Source organism: Mucilaginibacter flavus, from assembly GCF_030409315.1.
Classification (GTDB): Bacteria; Bacteroidota; Bacteroidia; order Sphingobacteriales; family Sphingobacteriaceae; genus Mucilaginibacter; species Mucilaginibacter flavus.
In genome coordinates, this window is record NZ_JAUFPS010000041.1 from 392,687 (window position 1) to 414,608 (window position 21,922).

Here is a 21,922-nt window from a genome sequence, read left to right on the forward strand (position 1 = left end):
TTGAACCAATGAACAATTACATCAAAATAGCTTTTCGCAGTTTAAGCAGGAATAAAGGGTTTTCTTTCATAAATATTACCGGCCTGGCTGTGGGGCTGGCGGTTTGTATCATGATTATGCTGTATGTAACTCATGAAATGAGTTATGATAGTTTTCACAAAAACGGCAAACGGATATATAACCTCAGGGCATCTATAAAAACGGGTGGTAACGTTATGAACATGGCTTACATGAGCTATGCCACCGGACCTATTGTTCAAAAAAACAATCCCGTGGTTGAAAGTTACATGCGTACCCTCGCTTATTTTAGGCCATTGGTTGTAAGCAATCCTAAATCGCCCGAAAATAAATTTGCCGAAAACAAGCTGCTGTTTGCCGATCCTAACTTCTTTGATTTTTACTCGTTCAAACTATTAGCCGGTGATGTATCAGAGGTGCTTAAGGCGCCGTTCACAGTAGTTATTTCAAGGGATATGGCCAAAAAGTATTTTGGAGATGTTAACCCGGTTGGGCAAACCATCACCATAAAAACAGATAGTGCTTATACCTACCATATCACCGGTGTTGCCGAAAACGCGCCGTCAAACTCATCTATTGATTTTAATTTTGTGGCATCCACCAAAAGCCTGTTGGCTATGAAGGAGGCTTCTATGTATACCGGCTCGCAGGAAATCAGTTTTGGTTCTTTCGGACTTAATCTACTATTGAAGCATACTGGTGATACCGCCCAGCTCAGGCACAACCTACAGGCCATGGCCAAAAAGGATAAGATCTTCGATGAAACTTTTTACACGCTGTCGCCCATTGAAGATGCCCATCTGCATATGAACTTTGGCGATTCATCGAATACCAAGTACTTGAAAATATTCCCTTTGGTGGCTGTGCTCATACTGTTGTTGGCGTTGGTAAATTACATGAGCCTTTCAACGGCGCGGGCTACTTTAAGAGCTAAAGAAGTAGGTGTGCGTAAAGTATCCGGAGCAAGCAGGGGGAGCATAGCCATACAATTTTACGTCGAGTCGGCTTTGTTTGCGGGAGTATCCTTTGTTTTAGGTTATTGCTTGTGTTACCTGTGTAAACCATGGTTTTTAAATGTGCTGCAATTAAAAATCGACAATTCATTTTTATACAGCCCAACGGTGTTAATTTGTTTGTTTGTATTATTGTTGATAACTATTTTAATAGCAGGTAGTTATCCGGCGCTGGTATTATCGGCCTTTAAACCTGTGGTAACCCTTAAAGGTAAAATGAGCAAGCAGGCCGGCGGTACAGCGGTACGCAAGGTGTTTACTACACTACAGTTTGCCATATCGGTAGGCTTAATCATTTGCGGCATCATCATAGACAGGCAGCTATATTACTTTAGGCATACCGATACAGGGCTTAATCGCGAAAATATAGTGATGTTGCCTGTAAGTACTACAGCGGTTAAAAACTACGTGGCCCTTAAAAAAGATATTAGCGAACTGGCTGGCATCAGCAATATTGCCACATCGCATTATGCAATGTATAAAGGTTATGATATGTTTTTTGTAGCCGGCAAAAACAAAACCGACCAAAGCGTTGGTGTAGCCAATTTAGTGGGCGATAAAGAATTGGTTTCAACACTTAACCTCAAATGGAAATACGCGCCAACTCAAATAGCAGATATTGTTGGCAGGGATAAGGTTGTGATCAACGAATTGGCTATTGAAAAATTGCACCTGCCAGCCAATCCCATTGGAATTTTTATAAGCGATGGTAATCATAAATTCCAGGTGGCTGGGGTACTCAAAAACTTCAATTTTACGTCGATGTCTGAAGAGCTAAAGCCATTTGCCTTGTTTACATTGGCTGATACTTCTTCATTCTGGCAACGTACAGGCTGCAATATTTTTGTTAAAATAGCCCCGCATACCAATTTGCCCGGTATGCTCAGTAAAATGCAAAGCATATACAAGAAGTACGACCAGGATACACCGTTCGATTATACATTTATGGACGATGCCTTTAACCAGCAATACAAGGCCGAAGACCGCCTGGCGGCTATTTTTAGCTTGTTTACTTATATCACCATCATATTAGCAACTATGGGCCTGTTTGGTTTAGCAGCCTTTACTATTGAACAACGCACCAAAGAAATCGGCATCCGCAAAATATTAGGGGCAAGTTTATCAAAGATAAGCACCCTGCTCTCTATAGATTTTTTAAAGCTGGTATTTTTATCGGTTATCATCGCGTCACCAATAGCCTGGTGGGCGATGCATAACTGGCTGCAAAATTTTGCTAATCGTATTACCGTCCCTTGGTGGGCGTTTACATTGGCTGGTGCTATCGCTATTATAACTGCTGTGGTTACTATCAGTTATCACGCTGTAAAAGCAGCGTTGGCAAACCCGGTAGATAGTTTGAGGTCGGAGTAAAAGCCTCACCTAAATCCTCTCCAAGGGAGAGGACTTGAAAAAGAATAGTTAAAGAAAGCGAATGTAAAAGCTGCAAATCAAAAGTCCTCTCCTTTGGAGAGGATTATTCACAGTTTTTGTTTTATTGTAGCTCATGAGAGCTTCGCTGTTTAGGTGAGGCTTTTTTTATTTTGTTTTCCGTGCAACTTATTTTCATTTGTTGTTGTCTTATCAGTAAACAAAACCAAAATCATGAAAAAGCATATACTATTATTTTTTGTTGCCTGTCAAAGCTGTGCGGTTTTTGCACAAAACTCCAAAACCCCATATATGACCAAATCCCTGTCTGGCGCGGGTATTAAAGAAGTATATGTTAATACATCGGGTGGCAGCATCAGCGTTAGCGGCGAAGCAAGCGAGCAACCCCGCGTTGAGGTTTATATCCAGGGAAATAATGGCAACGGCGATCTTTCTAAAGAAGAAATTGAAAAACGCTTACAAAATTACGATCTGAGTGTAACTGTTAGCGGTGGCGAAGTTCATGCTACGGCAAAAAACAAGCACAATTTTTCAAATTGGAGAAATTCTTTAAGCATAGGCTTTAAAGTGTTTGTGCCTAAACAGGTAAATACCAATCTGGAAACCAGCGGTGGAAGCATCCACCTTGATAACCTGAATGGTAATGAAAAATTTGAAACCAGCGGCGGTAGTCTTCATGTAGATAAACTCACCGGGACTATCCATGGCGAAACCAGCGGCGGTAGTATTCATGTAAGTAACTCGGGGTCAAATATTACCCTGGAAACCAGTGGCGGCAGTATTGAGGCCAGCAACTGTAATGGTAACATCAACCTGGAAACCTCCGGTGGTTCATTACGCCTTACCGATTTAAAAGGTACTATTACCGCAAACACAAGCGGTGGCAGTATCAGCGCCAGCAATATAGCGGGTGAATTTAAAACCGGTACATCTGGCGGTAGCATTAACCTTACTCAGTTGGCCTGCGCGCTTGATGCGTCAACAAGTGGCGGCAGCTTCCACGCGCAATTTAACAGCGTAGGTAAATATGTAAAAGTTGATGTAAGTGGCAACGTCAATATTTCACTACCAGGCAAACAAGGCTTAAACCTTGATTTACGCGCCGATAAGGTAGAAGCCAATTTCACATCAAACTTTAGCGGCACCAAGGAAAAAGAAAAGATAGATGGCAAATTAAACGGTGGCGGTGCAACTGTTGAGATTAGGGCAAACCGGATCAACCTTGATTTGAACTAATTCGAATTATAAACTATAAATAACAGGGGCTGGTTGCATTCGCGACCGGCCCTTTATTGTTTTATGCCGGTAAAAGCTTTCCGCGTTAAGCCTTTAGCTTTCAGCTCACCTGGTGTATCATAACCGTACACCCGTTGTTACGCCTGCGTACAGTTAAAAATTTATATTTTATTTAAGTATTTGATTATCAGTTGTATTTATAATTGGTATGTGTTTTAAACAATGTGAATTGTAATTACATCGCAATGCTTAAAAACTACATAAAAACTGCCTGGCGCAGTTTAAAACGTAACAGGATATTTTCATTTATTAATGTATTTGGCCTTTCTGTGGGCCTGGTTTGTTGTATGCTGATAACGGCCTACGTTTACAGCGAGTTAAATTACGACAGGTATCCGGCACAGGCCGATCAAATTTATCGGGTGGGCTTGCGTGCTATCGAAAATAATGGTACGGCAGAATATCCTATGGTTGATTTAGCTGTGGCAAAGGGCATAAAGGATCAATACCCCCAGGTGAGCCAGGTAACAAGACTTGCAGGGCGCGGACCTGTTTTTGTTAAGTATAATGAGAAGCTTTTTAAAGAAGAGCATGTACAAATGATTGATGCCAACTTTTTACAAATGTTCTCTATCCCGCTGATTGATGGCGATATTAACACCTGCATGAACGGGCCGCAAACCATGGTAATAACTCGTGCGTTTGCAAAAAAATACTTTGGCAATGCACAAGCTATTGGTAAATCGCTTTTGGTTGGCAATGATCCATATAAGGTTACCGGTGTAATTGATAAAGTACCCGATAATTCACATTTCCATGCCGATGCCTTTTTAAACCTTGCGCCATTTGTTGATAATCAAAAACAAACCTGGAGCAATATTGGGTATTTTACCTATGTAAAGCTTAATGCCGGTGCCAGCGCTAAAAAGCTTGAAGCATCGTTTCCAGACCTGGTACGCAAATTTGTAGTGCCAGAGATTGCCCATGATATGGGCGTAAGCATGGCCGAAGCAAGTAAAAACGTAAATACCTTCATATTCTTTTTACAGCCTTTAACGGCTATACACCTGCACTCCAATACCAAATACGAGCTTGAGCCAAACGGTGATATTCACTACGTATACATATTTGCCGCGCTGGCTATATTTATTTTGATGCTGGCCTGCATTAACTTTACCAACCTGTCTATCGCAAGCTCGGCCAAACGGTCAAAAGAGGTAGGTATCCGTAAGGTATTAGGTTCAGAAAAAAGCGGGTTGATCTCCCAGTTTTTAACCGAATCTGTACTATTAACATCTGGCGCTATGGTATTGGCGTTGTGTATGGTTTACCTGTTATTGCCCTTGTTCAATGATCTATCGCTTAAGCATATTGAGTTTAGTTCTTTTTTAAATTATAAAGCCCTTCTTGTTGAGTTTTTGCTCGCTTTTGTTGTTGGTGTTATAGCAGGTATTTATCCGGCCTTTGTGTTATCGGGTTTTAATATCATTAGCGTATTAAAAGGCGGTGGTGGTAGCACCAAACCGGCAACCACCAATTACCTACGTAGCGGCCTTATCATCTTCCAGTTTTTTGTATCAACATTACTTATCATCGCAACTTTTGTAGTGTACCAGCAATTGCACTATATGCAAAACAAAAAACTGGGCTATGATAAAGACCAGGTTTTGGTTTTGAATGATACTTACACGTTGGGTACCAATATCAATGCCTTCAGGCAGCAATTATTGCGAAACCCACAAATAACAAACGTCGCAATTTCCAGCAGCGTGCCGGGTAACAACGGAGGACTTGACGGTACCGAAATTGCGAGTAAAGAGTTTGATAAAAGTGGTAACCACGCGGGCATTCATACCAATATTTACCACGTGGATGATACTTACCTGCCAACACTTGGCGTAAAAGTTTTAAAAGGTCGCAATTTCTATCCGTCTTTCCCGGGAGATTCCATGTCGGTTGTAGTAAACGAAGCCCTGGTTAGGGACTTGGGATGGGGTAGTGCAGATCCGATAGGTAAAACCATTGTGCGGTCGGCAAGGGCAAAATATACGGTTGTTGGCGTGATGCAGGATTTTCACTACGCATCTGCCAAACAAAAAATTGCGCCGCTGATGTTATTATCGGGCCACAGCACCAATAATATGTTGCTGAAAATTAAAACTAATAATGTAAAAGCCTTACTGGCAGATATTAAAAATCAATATAACGATTTTAAAACCGATGCGCCATTTAGTTATTCGTTTCTTGACGAGCAGTTTGCATCATTATATGCATCAGAGCAGCAAACAGGCAAAATATTTACCGTGTTTTCTGTAGTGGCTTTAATTATTGCTTGTTTGGGCTTATTTGGTTTAGCAGCTTACATGATCAGGCTACGGATAAAAGAAATTGGTATTCGCAAAGTATTGGGTGCATCAACCGGCAGCATTACGGCCATGTTATCGCAAGAGTTTTTAAAACTAATAGTGATTGCATCGCTGGTGGCTTTCCCTGTGGCCTGGTACGCTATGAATAAGTGGCTACAGGATTTTGCCTACCGTATAAATATCCAATGGTGGGTGTTTTTAATTGCCGGGGCAATAGCGCTGTTGGTTGCCGGCATAACCATCAGCTTTCAATCAATTAAAGCGGCATTGGCTAACCCGGTTAAGAGTTTAAGGAATGAGTAAAAGCCTCACCCAACCCTCTCCAAAGGAGAGGGCTTTAAAAAGAAAAATATAAATCTTGCAAATCAAAGTCCTCTCCTTTGGAGAGGATTTAGGTGAGGCTCTAATGAACCAACAATATGATTAAAAATTATTTACGGAGTGCTTTGCGGAATATTACCCGGCACAAATTTATTTCGTTCATTAACATATTTGGCTTAACCATTGGCTTAACCTGCTGCCTGCTTATTGTGGTGTATGTGGTTAATGAACTTAGCTATGATCAATTTAACGCCAATGCGGATGACATTTACAGGGTAACGCGCAGTTTTAATACTGCCGATGGTATTGACAACCTGCACCTGGGTGCGGTAGCGCCACCGTTTGGGCCGCTGCTAAAAAACGAGTTTCCGGATATTAAAAAGGTTACCCGCATTTTATCAAACGGCAGCGTGGTCATTCGCTATAAAGACAAGCTGTTTAACGAACAGGGATCTTATTTTGCAGACGAAAACTTCTTCGACTTTTTTAGTATAAAAACTATCCATGGCGATTCTAAAACCGCCCTTGCCGAGCCTTTTAGCGTAATGCTTACGCCAGAAATGGCCCGCAAATACTTTGGCGACGAAGACCCGATGAACAAGGAGTTTAGGTTTGATAACCAATACAACTTTAAGGTTACCGGCATTTTTGAGCCATTTCCGGCTAATGCCCAGCTGCACCCGCAATTACTTTTATCATTCAATACCTTAAATGATAATGCTGTGTACGGCAAAAAAGGGCTTGAAACCAACTGGGGTAACAACGCGTTTTTTACATACCTGTTGTTTCCTAAAGGTTATAATGTTGATCACGTAGCCGCACAATTCCCTGCTTTTTTAGACAAATATGTTCACTTTCCCGGGCAGCCTGCTAATTTCAGGGAGTTGAAATTCAGTAAGTTGCATTTTCAAAAGCTGCTGGATATTCATTTAAACTCGCATCTCGACGATGAGTTGGAGCAAAACGGTGATATTAAAAGGGTATATATATTTTCGGCAATCGCTTTGTTTATCTTGCTGATCGCCTGTATCAACTACATGAACCTATCAACCGCACGGTCAACTTTAAGGGCTAAGGAGATAGGAATCCGTAAGGTAATAGGCGCGCAGCAAAAAGAAATCATTACCCAGTTTTTAAGTGAATCGGTGCTGATTACCGCGTTTTCGTTAATATTAGCGGTATTAATAACATGGTTAAGCATACCATTAATTAATAAATTCTCGGGATTACAGCTGGCATTCAGTAGCTTGTATCAACCTCAAATTATATTGGCTATTGTGATAATGCCATTTGTAATCGGTATTATCAGCGGCATTTACCCTGCAATTTTCATGTCGTCATTTAAACCTATTAAAGTTTTAAAGGGCATACTTAAAGTAGGTTCGGGCAATGTTTCGTTTCGTAAGGTGTTGGTGGTTTTGCAATTTTCAATCTCCATTATTTTAATTGTAGCTACAACCATTGTTTTCCAGCAGCTTAAGTATATGCAGCAGAAATCGCTTGGTTTCAATAAAGAACACCTGCTAACCATGGGAAATGCATTTAACCCAACAGAGTTTGAAGCTTTTAAAACTGAAGCTATGCGCGATGGTAATATCAAAGATATTGGCCGTTCTTCAAGGATTCCGTCTGGTAGATTATTGGACGATCAGGGCATTCAGGTAATGCAGGGAGGTACTTTACAACCTGTTAAAGCCGCTGTTAAGTATATCAATACCGATTACAGCTTTATACCAACCTATAGTATGAAAATGGCCGCCGGGCGCAATTTTTCAAAAGATTTTGGTACGGACACCAGCAACTACGTGATTAATGTAGCAGCCTCAAAAGTGCTTGGTTGGAAAACCCCCGAAAGCGCCATTGGTAAAGTTATAAGCTATGGCGGTGTTAACGGAAAAGTAATAGGAGTGGTTGACGATTTTCATTTCGAATCCCTTCATCAAAATATCATTCCATTGTTAATGCGGATGCCTTCATTCGCCAACAGTAACTATGGCAAGCTGTCTATCAAAATTAATGGCGATCATGTACAACAGGCCATTGCCTCGCTGGAGCAAACATGGAAAAAGTACAAATCTGAAACCCCGTTTGAATACACCTTTTTGGACGAAAAATTTCAGCGATTATATGATAGCGAACAGCAACAAGGCACTTTATTTACCATATTTTCGTTCATCGCCATATTTATAGCTTGTTTGGGTTTATTCGGTTTATCGGCATTTACCATTACCCAAAGGGTTAAAGAAATTGGTGTACGTAAGGTATTAGGTGCCAGCATCCCGCAGATAGTATCAGAACTATCTAAAGATTTTTTAAAACTGGTATTTATAGCGTCTATCATCGCGCTACCTATTGCCTGGTATTCGATGAGTAAATGGCTGCTTGATTTTGCCTTCCGGATCAATATTCAATGGTGGGTATTTGTAATGGCCGGTATAATTGCTGTCGTCATCGCTTTTGTAACCATCAGTTTTCAATCCATCAAAGCAGCAACTGCAAATCCGGTGAAAAGCTTGCGGTCGGAATAATCATTGGGGCATTCGCTACGCGTCATTAAGTCATTGAACTTTTCAAAATGACTTAATGACGAAATGATTCAATGGCATTTTTAATATTAAACTAATGAACCAATCATGATAAAAAACTACTTCAAAATAGCCCTGCGTAACTTTTGGCGGCACAAATTTTTTACGTTCATCAATATTGTTGGTCTTTCCATAGGTATTAGTTCGGCGTTGGTTATTTACCTTATAGTTCATTTTGATTTTACGTTTAATGAATATAAAGATGCTAATCGTGTGTATCGAGTGGTATCTAATTATACTTTTGCTGGTCAACCGGCTTTTAACCGTGGCGTATGCGGCCCCATGCCACAGGCTGTAAAGACGCAGGTAACTGGCATTGAAACGGCTGCCTCGTTTTATAATATTTACGAGCCAAATGTATTAATCAACGAAAAAGGAGGCACGGTTACTAAGTTTAAACTACAAAGTAACGTGGTACTTACCGATGAGCGTTACTTTAAAATTTTTAATTATAACTGGCTGGCCGGTAATATGAATACGGCTTTCAAAGCACCTAACCAGGTTGTTTTACGGGCCGATCAGGCTAAAAAGTATTTTCCTAAGTTGTCCTACTATGAAATGCTTGGTAAAGTGGTTAACTACGATACAATAAGAACTACTGTTACGGGCATAGTTGAACCGTTTAAAGGTAATTCGGATTTTGAATCGCATGATTTCATTTCCCTTGCTACAGCAAATACCAATAGCAGCATAACCGATCAAATGCGGCCGTTGCAATGGGGCGGTTACAGTCCGGCTACCCAATTGTTTGTCAAGTTGCTGCCTTCCACCAACCCGGCGCAGGTTGTTAAACAAATGAATGAAATTTTGAAAAAGCACAATCCACCAACGGCATCAAATAAAGGCAACACGCGAGCCTTTGCATTGCAGCCATTGAAGGATGTACATTTCAATGCCGATTATGGTACATTTTATGGCGGGCGCTCTGCTAACAAAACTACCTTGTATGGTTTGCTTGTCATCGCTTCGTTTTTGTTATTGTCGGGCTGCATTAACTTTGTTAATTTAACTACCGCGCAGGCTACACAAAGAGCAAAAGAAATTGGCATTCGCAAAACAATGGGCAGTAGCCGTTTTCAACTCATCGTTCAGTTTTTGAGTGAAACGTTTTTTGTTACATCGCTGGCGGTGATTGTTTCAACGTTGCTGGCTCCCGTGATCCTTAAACTTTTTGCCGATTTTATTCCCGCGGGTATTAAGTTGAATCTTTTGAATCAGCCAGATATTATTGTGTTTTTATTATTGCTTACGGTGGTTGTTAGTTTTCTGTCCGGGTTTTATCCAGCTATGCTGTTATCGGGGTATAAACCCGTATCAGTACTTAAAAACCAGGTGTCCACCAATAGCAGTAAAACCCGTAATGCCTGGCTGCGTAAATCATTAACGGTTACCCAATTTGTAATAGCACAGTTTTTCATTATGGCTACAGTTTTGGTAAGTAAGCAAATCTACTATGTGCTGCATAAAGAGCTTGGTTTCAAAAAAGACGCCATCCTCATTATCAATTCGCCCTGGAAAAACCGCACAGAGAGCCTTAACCAGGTGTTTTTAAATAAGCTGAATGCCATGCCACAGGTAGAATTGGTAAGTTTAGGTAAAGACGCCCCATCCTCAGATAATAGCAACTCTACCGAGGCAACCTATCGCGATGGCAAAAAAGAAATTAAAATGGAACTGGGCGAGAAGTTTGGCGACGAGAATTACATTAAGGTGTATAAGCTTAAGTTAATAGCAGGCAGGAATTTGCAAATAGGGGATATCTCTAAAGCATTTTTGATCAACGAAACTTACGCTCACGCTATCGGTTTTAAAAACGCGCAGGATGCTGTAGGCAAGCAAATAGATAATTTTAATGGCGATACAAAAATGCAGATCATCGGCGTAGTTGGCGATTTTCATGCCGAATCGTTACATGCACCAATTAGTCCGATCGCGATTTTGACAGAACATAATCCATACAATCACGGCACGTTCCATATCGCCCTCAAACCGCAAACGCAGGGCGGCAAAGAATGGCAAACAGCGATAGCAGCAATGCAGGCTTCATGGAAAGAACTTTACCCCAAGGATGATTTTGAATACCACTTTTTTGACGAAAACATAGCTAAGTTTTACGATCAGGAGCAACATACTTCAACTTTGCTAAGCTGGGCCACGGGGTTATCGATATTTATAAGCTGCCTGGGCTTGTTGGGCTTAGCTATATACAACACCAACCAGCGCACCAAAGAAATAGGGGTACGTAAAGTACTTGGAGCATCAGTAGCGCAAATTGTAAAGTTGCTATCAACAGAGTTAGTATTACTAATTGCACTGGCCTTTGCATTGGTTACACCTTTGGCCTGGTATGCCATGAACAAATGGATGCAAACCTTTGCAGATCGTACAAGCGTCAGCTGGTGGATATTTGTATTAGGTGGTGGGGGCATGCTGTTAACGGCTCTGATCACTTCAAGCTTCCAAACTGTACGGGCCGCAATGGCAAACCCCACAAAGAGTTTAAGGAGCGAATAATGGTGAGTGAAAATGGCTTTCAATTTAGAGTTTTTCTTTTAGAGGTTAGAATTTCCTTTTGGGATTTAGAATTTATTTTTTAGAATTTATAGATCATGATTAAAAATTATTTTAAGATCGCGTTTCGCAATTTCGGGAGGCACAAGCTGTTTACTATGATCAATATTGTGGGTTTATCAATCGGTATCAGTGCCGCGTTGGTAATTTACGTTATTGTAAATTATGATTTTTCATTTGATAAAAATCACCGGGATAGCGAAAAGATTTACCGGGTAGTTACCGAATATTCATTCTCGGGCAATGTAGGTTATAATGGCGGTGTTACAGGTCCGCTGGCTGCTGCTGTGAAGGCCGAAGTTACCGGTGTTAAAGATGTGGTGCCTTTTTTTACGACCGGCGGGATGAACGTTTTTATAGCCAATAAAACCGACGTGCCTACCAGGTTTAAAGACCAGGACAACCTGGTTTTGGCCGATGCCAGATATTTTAACCTGTTTGATTATAACTGGCTTGCCGGATCGGCAAAAACGGCACTGAATGAACCATACCAGGTAGTTTTAACCTCAGATCAGGCTAAAATATATTTCCCAAGGTTATCTTACAATCAAATGTTAGGGAAAACGGTTACTTACGATAGCATCAAAACAACTGTAACCGGCATTGTGCAAACCCCGGTTGAAAATACCGACTTTGCCTTTCATGATTTTATATCCTACAGCACTGCTTTAAATAATCCGGCATTAAAAGATAATTTGCAACTAACGCAATGGGGCAGCACAACATCTTCTTCCGTACTGTTTGTTAAAATGGCAGATAATGCTTTGCCGTCCAATGTTGAGAAGCAGTTGAACGCGTTATTGAAAAAACATAATCCGCCTAAAAAGGAAGATGCGGGGAATACCCAGCAATTTCATTTGCAGCCATTAAATGACCTCCATTTTAACAAGGACTACAATAACTTTGATGGTGGCCATACCGCAAGTAAAACAACGTTATATGGCTTATTGGTTATAGCCGCGTTTTTGCTCATATTAGGCTGTATCAATTTTGTGAACCTAACTACAGCTCAAGCCTCACAACGAGCCAAAGAGATTGGTATCCGTAAAACTATGGGTAGTACCCGTGCGCAGCTGATGAGCCAGTTTTTAAGCGAAACATTTCTTGTAACGCTGTTCGCTGTGATCATTGCCATATTAGTAGCGCCTTTTATTTTAAAGCTATTTGCCGATTTTACCCCTAAAGGTATCTCTATCGATTATCTGCATCACGCTAACATTCTTGTATTTATGATTGGGTTAGTTTTTGTGGTAAGTATTCTATCTGGCTTTTACCCGGCCTTGGTATTATCGGGGTATAAACCAGTAGATGTGTTTAAAAACCAGGCACATTCTGGTACAAGTAAAACACGTAACGCTATATTGCGTAAATCGTTAACGGTAACACAGTTTGTTATTGCCCAGTTTTTTATAATGGCTACCATTTTGGTAAGCAAGCAAATATATTATGCACTGCATAAGGATCTTGGATTTAAAAAGGACGCCATTGTTAATATAACTATACCTTACAAAAACATGAATCCCGGTACCAAGCAGGTATTCAAAAATAAACTGGCCGCTATGCCCCAGGTTGAGTTAATGAGCATTGGTGGTGCACCACCGTCATCGGGCAGTACCAACAGTACCGAAATGACTTATAAAGATGGCAAAAAGGAAATTAAGACAGATGTACAACAAAAGTATGGCGACGAAAATTATATCAACGTTTATAAAATAAAGCTGCTTGCCGGTCGCAACATTCGCCAGGGCGATTCATCAAAAGCTTTTATTATCAACAACACTTATGCTAAGATCTTAGGTTTTAAAACTCCCCAAGATGCCATCGGCAAAATGCTGAATTATAACGATCATAACAATGAGATTGTAGGTGTTGTGGCCGATTTTTATCAGAAATCGCTGCATTCGGCCATTCAGCCGTTAGTTATTTTATTGCCTACCAATAAATGGGCAACCCGAACATTCCACATCGCCCTGAAACCGCAAACAGCTGGTGGCGACGATTGGAAAAAAGCGATTAGCAGCATGGGAAAATCGTGGAAAGAGCTTTATCCCGACGATGATTTCGATTATAGTTTTTATGATAAAAACATAGAGAAGTTTTACGAAACAGAACAGCATACATCAACTTTGCTCACGTGGGCAACGGGATTGTCCATATTCATCAGTTGTTTAGGATTATTAGGATTAGCTATGTATACAACTACATTGCGCACCAAAGAAATCGGTGTGCGTAAAGTATTGGGCGCTTCGGTAGCTCAGATCGTTACCATGCTATCGTCGGAGTTAATAGTATTGATAGTGCTTGCTTTCGTTATAGTAACGCCAATAGCTTGGTACGCTATGAATAAATGGATGGAGAACTTTGCCGACCGCACAACCATCAGTTGGTGGATATTTGTGTTAAGTGGCGCCGGCATGCTGGTGGCCGCCTTATTTACCCTTAGCTTCCAAACAGTAAAAGCCGCGGTTGCCAACCCTGTAAAAAGCTTAAGAAGCGAATAAAGAGGAGGAGAATCAAGAATTAAGAGTCAAGAATCAAGATAGGAAAAACTGAGGTGGTTCAGATTTTGATCGATTTATGATTTCACAAAAGATGTAACAAAAAAACAATGCGTCATTCCTTCCTACGCAATGACGCATTGTTTTAACTTAACTTTACAACGTTGATTTTTTACTAATTCCCATCTTGATTCTTGACTCTTAATTCTTGATTCTTTCCCTCCCCTGGGTTTTAACAAAAATTAACTACTCATTTAAAAGGTTTTGAGTATTATCGTATAAATAATATTTGTATGATAAAAAACTATTTTAAAATAGCCTGGCGTAACCTTTATAAGCATAAGTTTTATACTTTGATCAATGTGTTTGGCCTGGCATTGGGGATGGCTTGCAGTATTATTCTGTATCAATTTATCAGTTATCATCTAAGTTTTGATACTTATCATCATAACGCCAAATCACTTTATAAGGTCGTTGAGCAAATGCACCTTGATGATGGTACCACGCTTTATGAAAAAGGCGCGCCAATGGTGTTAGCCCGTGCAATTAAGGCCGAATTACCACAGATTACCGATGCTGGCATATTGGTTCAAAAGCGTTCATTTACTATCTCAATCTCAAATACCTATGACTCGGGTAAAAAGCTATTTTACGAAAAAGAAAACGTAGGTTTTGCAGATCAGCATTGGTTCAACATGTTAGATTATACCTGGTTGTCGGGTACTTATCAAACTGCTTTTAATGATCCCGATAATGCGGTCATCACCCAAAAACTCGCATTAAAGTACTTTGGCACTATCAACGCGGCAGGCAAGGTAATAAGGTTGGATAGTAAGCATAATTTTAAGATCACCGGCGTACTGGCCGATAATGCCGACAATACCGATTTTAAATGCGACATGTTTTTATCGCTTAAAGCTATAAAAACACTTTACCCCGATGTTCAAAAAGATTTCCAGGAAAGCTGGGCCTGGGAAGATTCGCGTAATGTGGTATTCCTGCAATTGCCATCAAATCTTTCACCCAAAACAGTGGAGGCCAGTATTGCCAAACTGTTGGATAAGGATATGTCGAAAATTTTCCATTACTCTTTGCAACCCATTAATGAAATACATTTTGATGGCAGGTACAGCGGCGTAATTCAAAAATCGTTATTAACTACTTTAGGCATTGTTGGTTTGTTATTAATTGTAATAGCCTGTGTTAACTTCATTAATATGGCTACGGCGCAAAGCTTTAAGCGCACTAAGGAGATAGGTACACGCAAAGTATTAGGCAGTACACCCACCGCCATATTCAACCAGTTTATCAGCGAAACCTTCTTAATTGTTTTAACTGCCGGCATTATAGCAGTGTTAACGGTATGGATATGTATGCCTGTTTTAAATTCGTGGCTGCAAACTACGCTTACTTTTAACTGGAGCCATGATAAAATGCTGTTCGCTTTTATCGTTATAGCTTTAGTTTTAATAACGCTGGCTGCTGGTTTTTACCCGGCATTGGTATTGAGCAGGTTTAAACCTGTCAATGCTTTAAAGAACCAGCTAAACGGTGCTACACAGGCTGCCGGGTTTAGTCGTAAAGGTTTAATAGTTATTCAGAATGTAATTGCGCAGGTACTTATTGTGGGCACCATTATCATAACAATGCAGGTGCATTACCTTAAAACTACTGATCTTGGCTTCAATAAAACGGGAGTTGTAATGCTCCCTTTGCCCGATTTTGATAAAAGCAAAACAGATTATTTCCGCAACCAGCTTCTGGCAAATCCGGCTATCAATGCGGTTTCCTTTTGTTACAGGGCACCGTCATCAACGGCCGATAAGGGTGGGTCAATAAAATATGAGGGCCGGGATTGGGAGAAGTTTGTAGGACGTACCCTGATGGGAGATGCCGGTTACGCTAAAACATTTGGGTTGCGCATTATTGCAGGCCGCAATATTGCCGAAGCAGACTCGGCCAAAGAATACCTGGTGAATGAGCAATTGGTTAAACAATTGGGCTTTAAAGATCCTGGGCAGGTGATAGGTCATCAATTTACCGCAGGGGACTTTACCGACAAGCCGGGTATCATTGTAGGTGTGGTTAAAGATTTTCATGCCAAATCATTATACAAGGCCATTGAACCATCGTACATAAGTACACTACGTGCGCAATACCAGTATACCGGCATTCGGATAGATATGCGCAACCGGGCGACCGCCATAGCGCATATTCAAAAAACATGGCAAACAGTATTCCCAGACAATGTTTTTGAATATCGTTTCCTGGATGAGCAGATCAATGACTTTTACCAGAAAGAAGATCTTCTAAACAAACTCATTACTTCAAGCGCCATTATTGCCATTTTTATAAGCTGCCTTGGTTTGTTAGGGTTAATTACGCTGCTAACCATACAACGCACCAAAGAGATAGGCATTCGCAAAGTTTTAGGCGCATCGGTTGCTAATATCACTACGTTACTTTCTGTAGATTTTATAAGACTGGTTATCATAGCCATAGTGGTAGCAACACCCATAGCCTGGTTTACCATGAGTAAATACCTGCAGGATTTTGCGTATCGCATTGATATTCATTGGTGGGTATTCGCACTCGCGGGGTTTGTAGCTGTATTTATTGCTTTTATAACAGTTAGCTTTCAATCAGTTAAGGCTGCAATGGCTAACCCGGTAAATAGCTTAAGGAATGAGTAGGGGGAAAAGAGTCAAGAATTAAGAGTCAAGAATCAAGATTAGCATCGTTAAATGGCTTGAATATTTAAAATTGAGTTTTCCGTTATCGCGTACCGCGGCGATGTTTGTCATAAAAGATGGTTTTAGAAAAAACTTTGTCTTAGTTCTTGACTCTTAATTCTTGAATCTTTTCCAACCACTGTATCATTATCGTACACAGGTTGTTACACTTACGAACACATTCGTATTGTTTGTTGTTTTGTAATGTGTTGATTTTTAATATGTTGGTAGTTTGGTATAGCTTTTACATTGTTCACCAAAATCTGCAGATTAAAATGATCAAAAATTATATAAAAATTGCCTGGCGTAACATCATCAGGCATAAAGCTTATTCGAGTATTAACATTGCTGGCCTTACCGTAGGCATAGCGGCCTGTTTGCTCATTTTTGTGATTATCAAATTTGAATTGAGTTTTGATACCTTTCAACCCAATTACAAAAACGTATATCATATTGTAACGCAGGAAAAGCATGAAGCCGAGGTTACCTATAATCCGGGCATTACCGTTCCGGCTACCGCGGCCTTAAGGCTCGATTTTCCGCAGGCCAAGGTGGCTGCCTTAAACAGTAGCTATGGCAGTCAGCTTACAGTGCCCGATGGTAACAACGCGGGTGGAACAAGCGACAAAAAGTTTACCGAAAATCTTGGTGTACTATTCATTGAGCCGCAGTTTTTTGACATATTCAGTTCAAAATGGCTGGCCGGCTCAGCATCGGTATTGGCTCAGCCCGATATGGTGGTTATTGATCAAAGCACAGCCACCAAGTATTTTGGCGACTGGAAAAATGCCATGGGCAAAATCCTTAAAATGGATAACGTAATGACGCTTAAAGTTGCCGGTATTATTGAGGATGCACCCGCTAATAGCGATTTTCCTTTTAAAGTAATGGTATCCTTTGTTAACTGGAAACAGCATGGTAAGGATTATAATTACAATGACCAATGGGGATCTACCGGTAGTAACCACCAGGTGTTCATGCTTTTTCCCAAAAATACAACCCAGGCTAATATTGACGGCCAGTTAGAGGCATTTTCAAGGAAACACTTTAAAAAAGGCATATCAGAAACCCATTTATTAGCCCAGCCTTTTGCCGATTTGCATTTTGATACCCGCTTTGGTAACCCGCTTGCAGATCATAGCACCAGCAAAGCTACTTTGCGCACGCTATCGTTCATCGCGTTGCTCATCATTTTTATGGCATCTATCAACTTTATTAACCTGTCAACGGCACAATCTGTAGGTCGGTCAAAAGAAGTGGGCATTCGCAAGGTATTAGGGAGTACCCGCAAGCAATTAATTTTGCAGGTTATTGGCGAAACTACCCTGGTTGTGTTCTTCTCGGTATTGCTGGCGCTCATCGTAGCTAAATTTGCCATGCCCCAATTAAAAAACATTGCCAATGTACCAGATAGTATAGGCTTGTTTACCACGGGTAACATGTTGTTCTTAGTGGTGGTTATGATTGTTGTGATTTTACTTTCAGGCATTTACCCATCGCTGGTTGTATCGGGCTTTAAACCTGTATTGGCGCTAAAAAATAAAATTACGGCGGCCTCAATAGGCGGTATTCCATTACGCAGGGCGTTGGTGGTGGGGCAGTTCGCTATTTCGCAATTGCTGATGATAGGAACCATCGTAGCGGTAAAACAAATGAATTTTGTTAACGAGGCCGATTTGGGTTTCAATAAAAACGCGGTACTGGTAATTCCTGGTTATACCGATAGTATCAGCATAGCCAAAATCACTTCATTTAAACAGCAATTATTAGCAAATTCCAATGTTAAAGAGGTGAGTTTCGCATCCGATCCACCATCATCAGAAAACAATTGGGCCACCAACTTTTTATTTGACAATTCAACTAAAGATCCCGGGTTTAATACTTTCCTTAAATTTGGCGATGCCGATTATTTTAAAACCTTTGGTTTACGGTTTGTAGCCGGCCAGGGATATGATGTAAGTGATACTGCTAAACAGGTAGTTGTAAACGAAACCTTTATTCATAAACTTGGCATCCAAAACGCCCAGGCCGCTATTGGCAAAAAAGTAAATTTAGGCGGCGGAAAAAGGTGGTTACCTATTGTTGGTGTGGTACAAGATTTTAAAACTAACTCGCTGCGCGAAACGGTAAAGCCTATAATCATTAGTCCGTCTAAAAAGCTTAGCGGAATAGTGGCCATCAAAATCGAAACAAGGTCATTAAGTCAAACAGTTTCCCAGCTACAAAAAATGTGGGAGCAAACCTATCCCGAATATGCCTATAATGGTTATTTCCTTGACGACAATATCGCCAAATTCTACCAAACAGAAAATCAGATGGCCCTGGTTTATAAAATATTTGCCGGTACAGCCATTTTTATATCCTGCCTTGGCTTATATGGCCTGGTATCATTTATGGCCGTACAGCGTACGAAGGAGGTTGGCGTTCGCAAAGTATTGGGTGCATCGGTAAGCAGTATTGTATTCCTGTTTTCAAAAGAATTTATGGTGTTGGTTGCCATATCGTTTGTGATAGCCATGCCCGCCGCCTGGTACATCATGACGGGCTGGCTGCAAAACTTTGCTTACCGGATTTCCATTAGCGCCTGGATTTTCCTGCTGGCAATAGCAACATCACTATTTATTGCCTGGGTAACCGTTGGCTACAAAGCAGTAAGGGCCGCGCTGGCTAACCCGGTTAAAAGCCTGCGTAGTGAGTAGGCAGTTGTCAGTGGGCAGTTTGCAATTTATTTGCATGGCCCAACTTGCAGTACAAATGAACTAATGAACGAGTGAACGAATGAACCAAAAAGATGATAAAAAACTATATTAAAATTGCCTGGAGAAATTTAAAGCGTAACAAGGCATATGCTTTTATAAGTGTTATAGGTTTGGCCTTGGGTATTGCCTGCGGCATACTCATTTTTACATTGATCACTTATCACTTAAGTTTTGATACCTTTCATAAAGACCCGGATAGGGTTTTTAGGCTGTATACCGAATGGCATGATGATGGTATTGGTAAATCAAACGGAGTACCGCAGCCTTTGGGTAAAACCTTCAGAAATGATTTTGCATTGGGCGAAAAAACTGCCCGGGTAATCAATTTTCGTAACCCTTTAATCACCATTACTAAAGGCAACGAGATCAAAAAATTTCAGGAGGAAGATGGCATCGCGTTTACCGAAACTCCCTATTTTGATATCTTAAATTTTCCGCTGGTAAAAGGGGATAAAAAAACGGTATTGGTAGCGCCTGGAGAAGCTATTATCACACAAAAAATGGCGCTGAAATATTTTGGTACTGAGGATGCTATTGGTAAAGTATTTCGCCTTGATAATAAAATCAATTTCACCATTACCGGGATTTTGAAGGATTTGCCGCCTAATACAGACCGCAGGCAGCAAATTTATGTTTCGTACGGTAACATGGATGAATATACCGATAAACGTCGCGAGGAAAACTGGGGCGGCGTGTACAGCGGTAGCGAAGCATTTACAAAGCTGAAAACCGGCGTATCAAAAGAACAAGGTGAAAAAGCGCTTGCCGACATTGTTAAAAAGCATTATACAGGTAGGGATTTAAAGGTTTGGTTTTTTAAACTACAACCGCTTAACGATATGCACTTTAACGCCGAGCTTGATGGCTATGCGGAAAAAAAATATCTGTGGGCTTTATTTTTTATCGGTCTGTTTTTGATTATCACAGCCTGCGTAAACTTTGTAAACCTGGCTACGGCACAGGCATTAAACCGTTCAAAAGAAGTTGGCATCCGCAAGGTGTTGGGCAGTTTGCCTTACCAGCTTTTTTGGCAGTTTATTGCCGAAACCGCTTTAATTACCATAGTTGCGGTGATATTTGCCATCGGTATATCGTACGTGGCATTGCCGGCCATTAACCATCTCTTTCAGTCGGAAATGGCTTTTGATAAGGGCGAATTATCTGTGTTTATTATTTTAATAGGCATTGTGGTCATTTTCTTATCAGGTTCATATCCGGGTTTGGTATTGGCCAGGTTTCAGCCTATTATGGCGCTAAAAAGTAAATTATCGCAAAAACATGTTGGTGGGTTTTCATTACGTCGTATTTTGGTGGTAACACAATTTGCCATTTCGCAGGTGCTTATTATTGGCACTATCATTATCGTATCGCAATTGCATTATTCGCAAACGGCCGATCTTGGTTTTAAAAAGGATGGGATAGTTTTATTGCCCGTGCCATCAAATGATAAGGCCAAACTAAGCACCATGAAAAACCGGTTGAATGAGGTTCAGGGTGTCGAAAAAGTTTCCTACTGTTACCGTGCGCCTGCATCGCAATCAAACAATACCACGGGCGTTAATTACGATCACCGCGCCGAAGACGAACACTGGGGCATCAATACCAAAACTGCCGATGCGGATTACCTCGCCACCTTCGGTCTTAAATTGGTTGCCGGTCGCAATTTTTTTCCGGCCGATACCACTCGGGAGTTTGTGGTTAACGAAACCTTTGTAAAAAAACTGCATCTGAAACCGCAGGACGTTATCGGTAAAACCCTGTCAATAAATGGTAAACATACCACAGCGCCAATAGTAGGCGTGGTAAAGGATTTTTACAATTACTCTTTCCATACCGAAATTTCGCCGGTATGTATGATGCCAAATTATGATGGTTACTCAACGGTGGCTATTAAAATTAATATGCGTAATGCTAAAGCGTCTTTAGCATCATTTGAAAAAATCTGGAATGAAACCTTCCCCGAGGAATTTTACTCTTACGAATTTTTAGACGATTCGATCAAGAAGTTTTACCAGATGGATACCATTCTGTTAACGCTGATAGAAGCATTTGCAGGTATTGCCATTGTGATAGGCTGCCTTGGTTTATACGGCCTGGTATCGTTTATGGCTGTGCGCAAAACCAAAGAGATTGGCGTACGCAAAGTGCTTGGCGCCGAAATCAAGAATATCTTGTGGTTGTTTGGCAAGGAGTTTACCTTTTTACTGCTCATCGCTTTTGTGATAGCCGCTCCATTGGCCTGGTGGGCAATGCATAATTATTTAAAGGATTTTCAATACCGCATAACCATCGGTCCGGTTATTTTCCTGGAGTCCATTTTATTAACGTTCATCATCGCCACAATAACAGTAGGTTATCGCTCGGTACTGGCATCATTGGCCAACCCGGTGAAAAGTTTGCGGTCAGAATAGTCATTGGGTCATTTGCTTCGCGT

Annotated in this window: 9 protein-coding genes; all 9 read left to right on the forward strand. The window is 40.8% G+C overall.

What is annotated here, in order from left to right; all coding sequences use genetic code 11:
• Positions 1–8: 8 nt before the first annotated feature.
• Entirely contained in the window at positions 9–2,402 is a 2,394-nt protein-coding gene (locus QWZ17_RS20865; RefSeq protein WP_290307246.1) for an ABC transporter permease, read from the forward strand.
• 231 nt (positions 2,403–2,633) lie between these two features.
• Positions 2,634–3,656: a DUF4097 family beta strand repeat-containing protein gene (locus QWZ17_RS20870; protein WP_290307247.1), complete on the forward strand. Its 1,023-nt coding sequence runs from the start codon at positions 2,634–2,636 to the stop codon at positions 3,654–3,656.
• Between the two features lie 245 nt (positions 3,657–3,901).
• On the forward strand, positions 3,902–6,325 hold the full coding sequence (locus QWZ17_RS20875) for an ABC transporter permease (protein ID WP_290307248.1): 2,424 nt from the start codon (positions 3,902–3,904) through the stop codon (positions 6,323–6,325).
• Between the two features lie 116 nt (positions 6,326–6,441).
• Positions 6,442–8,871, forward strand: a complete 2,430-nt coding sequence (locus QWZ17_RS20880) for an ABC transporter permease (protein WP_290307249.1) — start codon at positions 6,442–6,444, stop codon at positions 8,869–8,871.
• 105 nt (positions 8,872–8,976) lie between these two features.
• Positions 8,977–11,442 (forward strand): ABC transporter permease, encoded by a 2,466-nt coding sequence (locus QWZ17_RS20885; protein WP_290307250.1) that lies wholly within the window; start codon positions 8,977–8,979, stop codon positions 11,440–11,442.
• A gap of 95 nt (positions 11,443–11,537) precedes the next feature.
• A complete protein-coding gene (locus tag QWZ17_RS20890) occupies positions 11,538–14,000 on the forward strand; it encodes an ABC transporter permease (RefSeq protein ID WP_290307251.1) in 2,463 nt (820 codons plus the stop codon).
• A 290-nt stretch (positions 14,001–14,290) separates the two neighbouring features.
• Entirely contained in the window at positions 14,291–16,690 is a 2,400-nt protein-coding gene (locus tag QWZ17_RS20895; protein WP_290307252.1) for an ABC transporter permease, read from the forward strand.
• Between the two features lie 314 nt (positions 16,691–17,004).
• Positions 17,005–19,428, forward strand: a complete 2,424-nt coding sequence (locus tag QWZ17_RS20900) for an ABC transporter permease (RefSeq protein WP_290307253.1) — start codon at positions 17,005–17,007, stop codon at positions 19,426–19,428.
• Between the two features lie 92 nt (positions 19,429–19,520).
• A complete protein-coding gene (locus QWZ17_RS20905) occupies positions 19,521–21,899 on the forward strand; it encodes an ABC transporter permease (RefSeq protein ID WP_290307254.1) in 2,379 nt (792 codons plus the stop codon).
• Positions 21,900–21,922 lie beyond the last annotated feature (23 nt).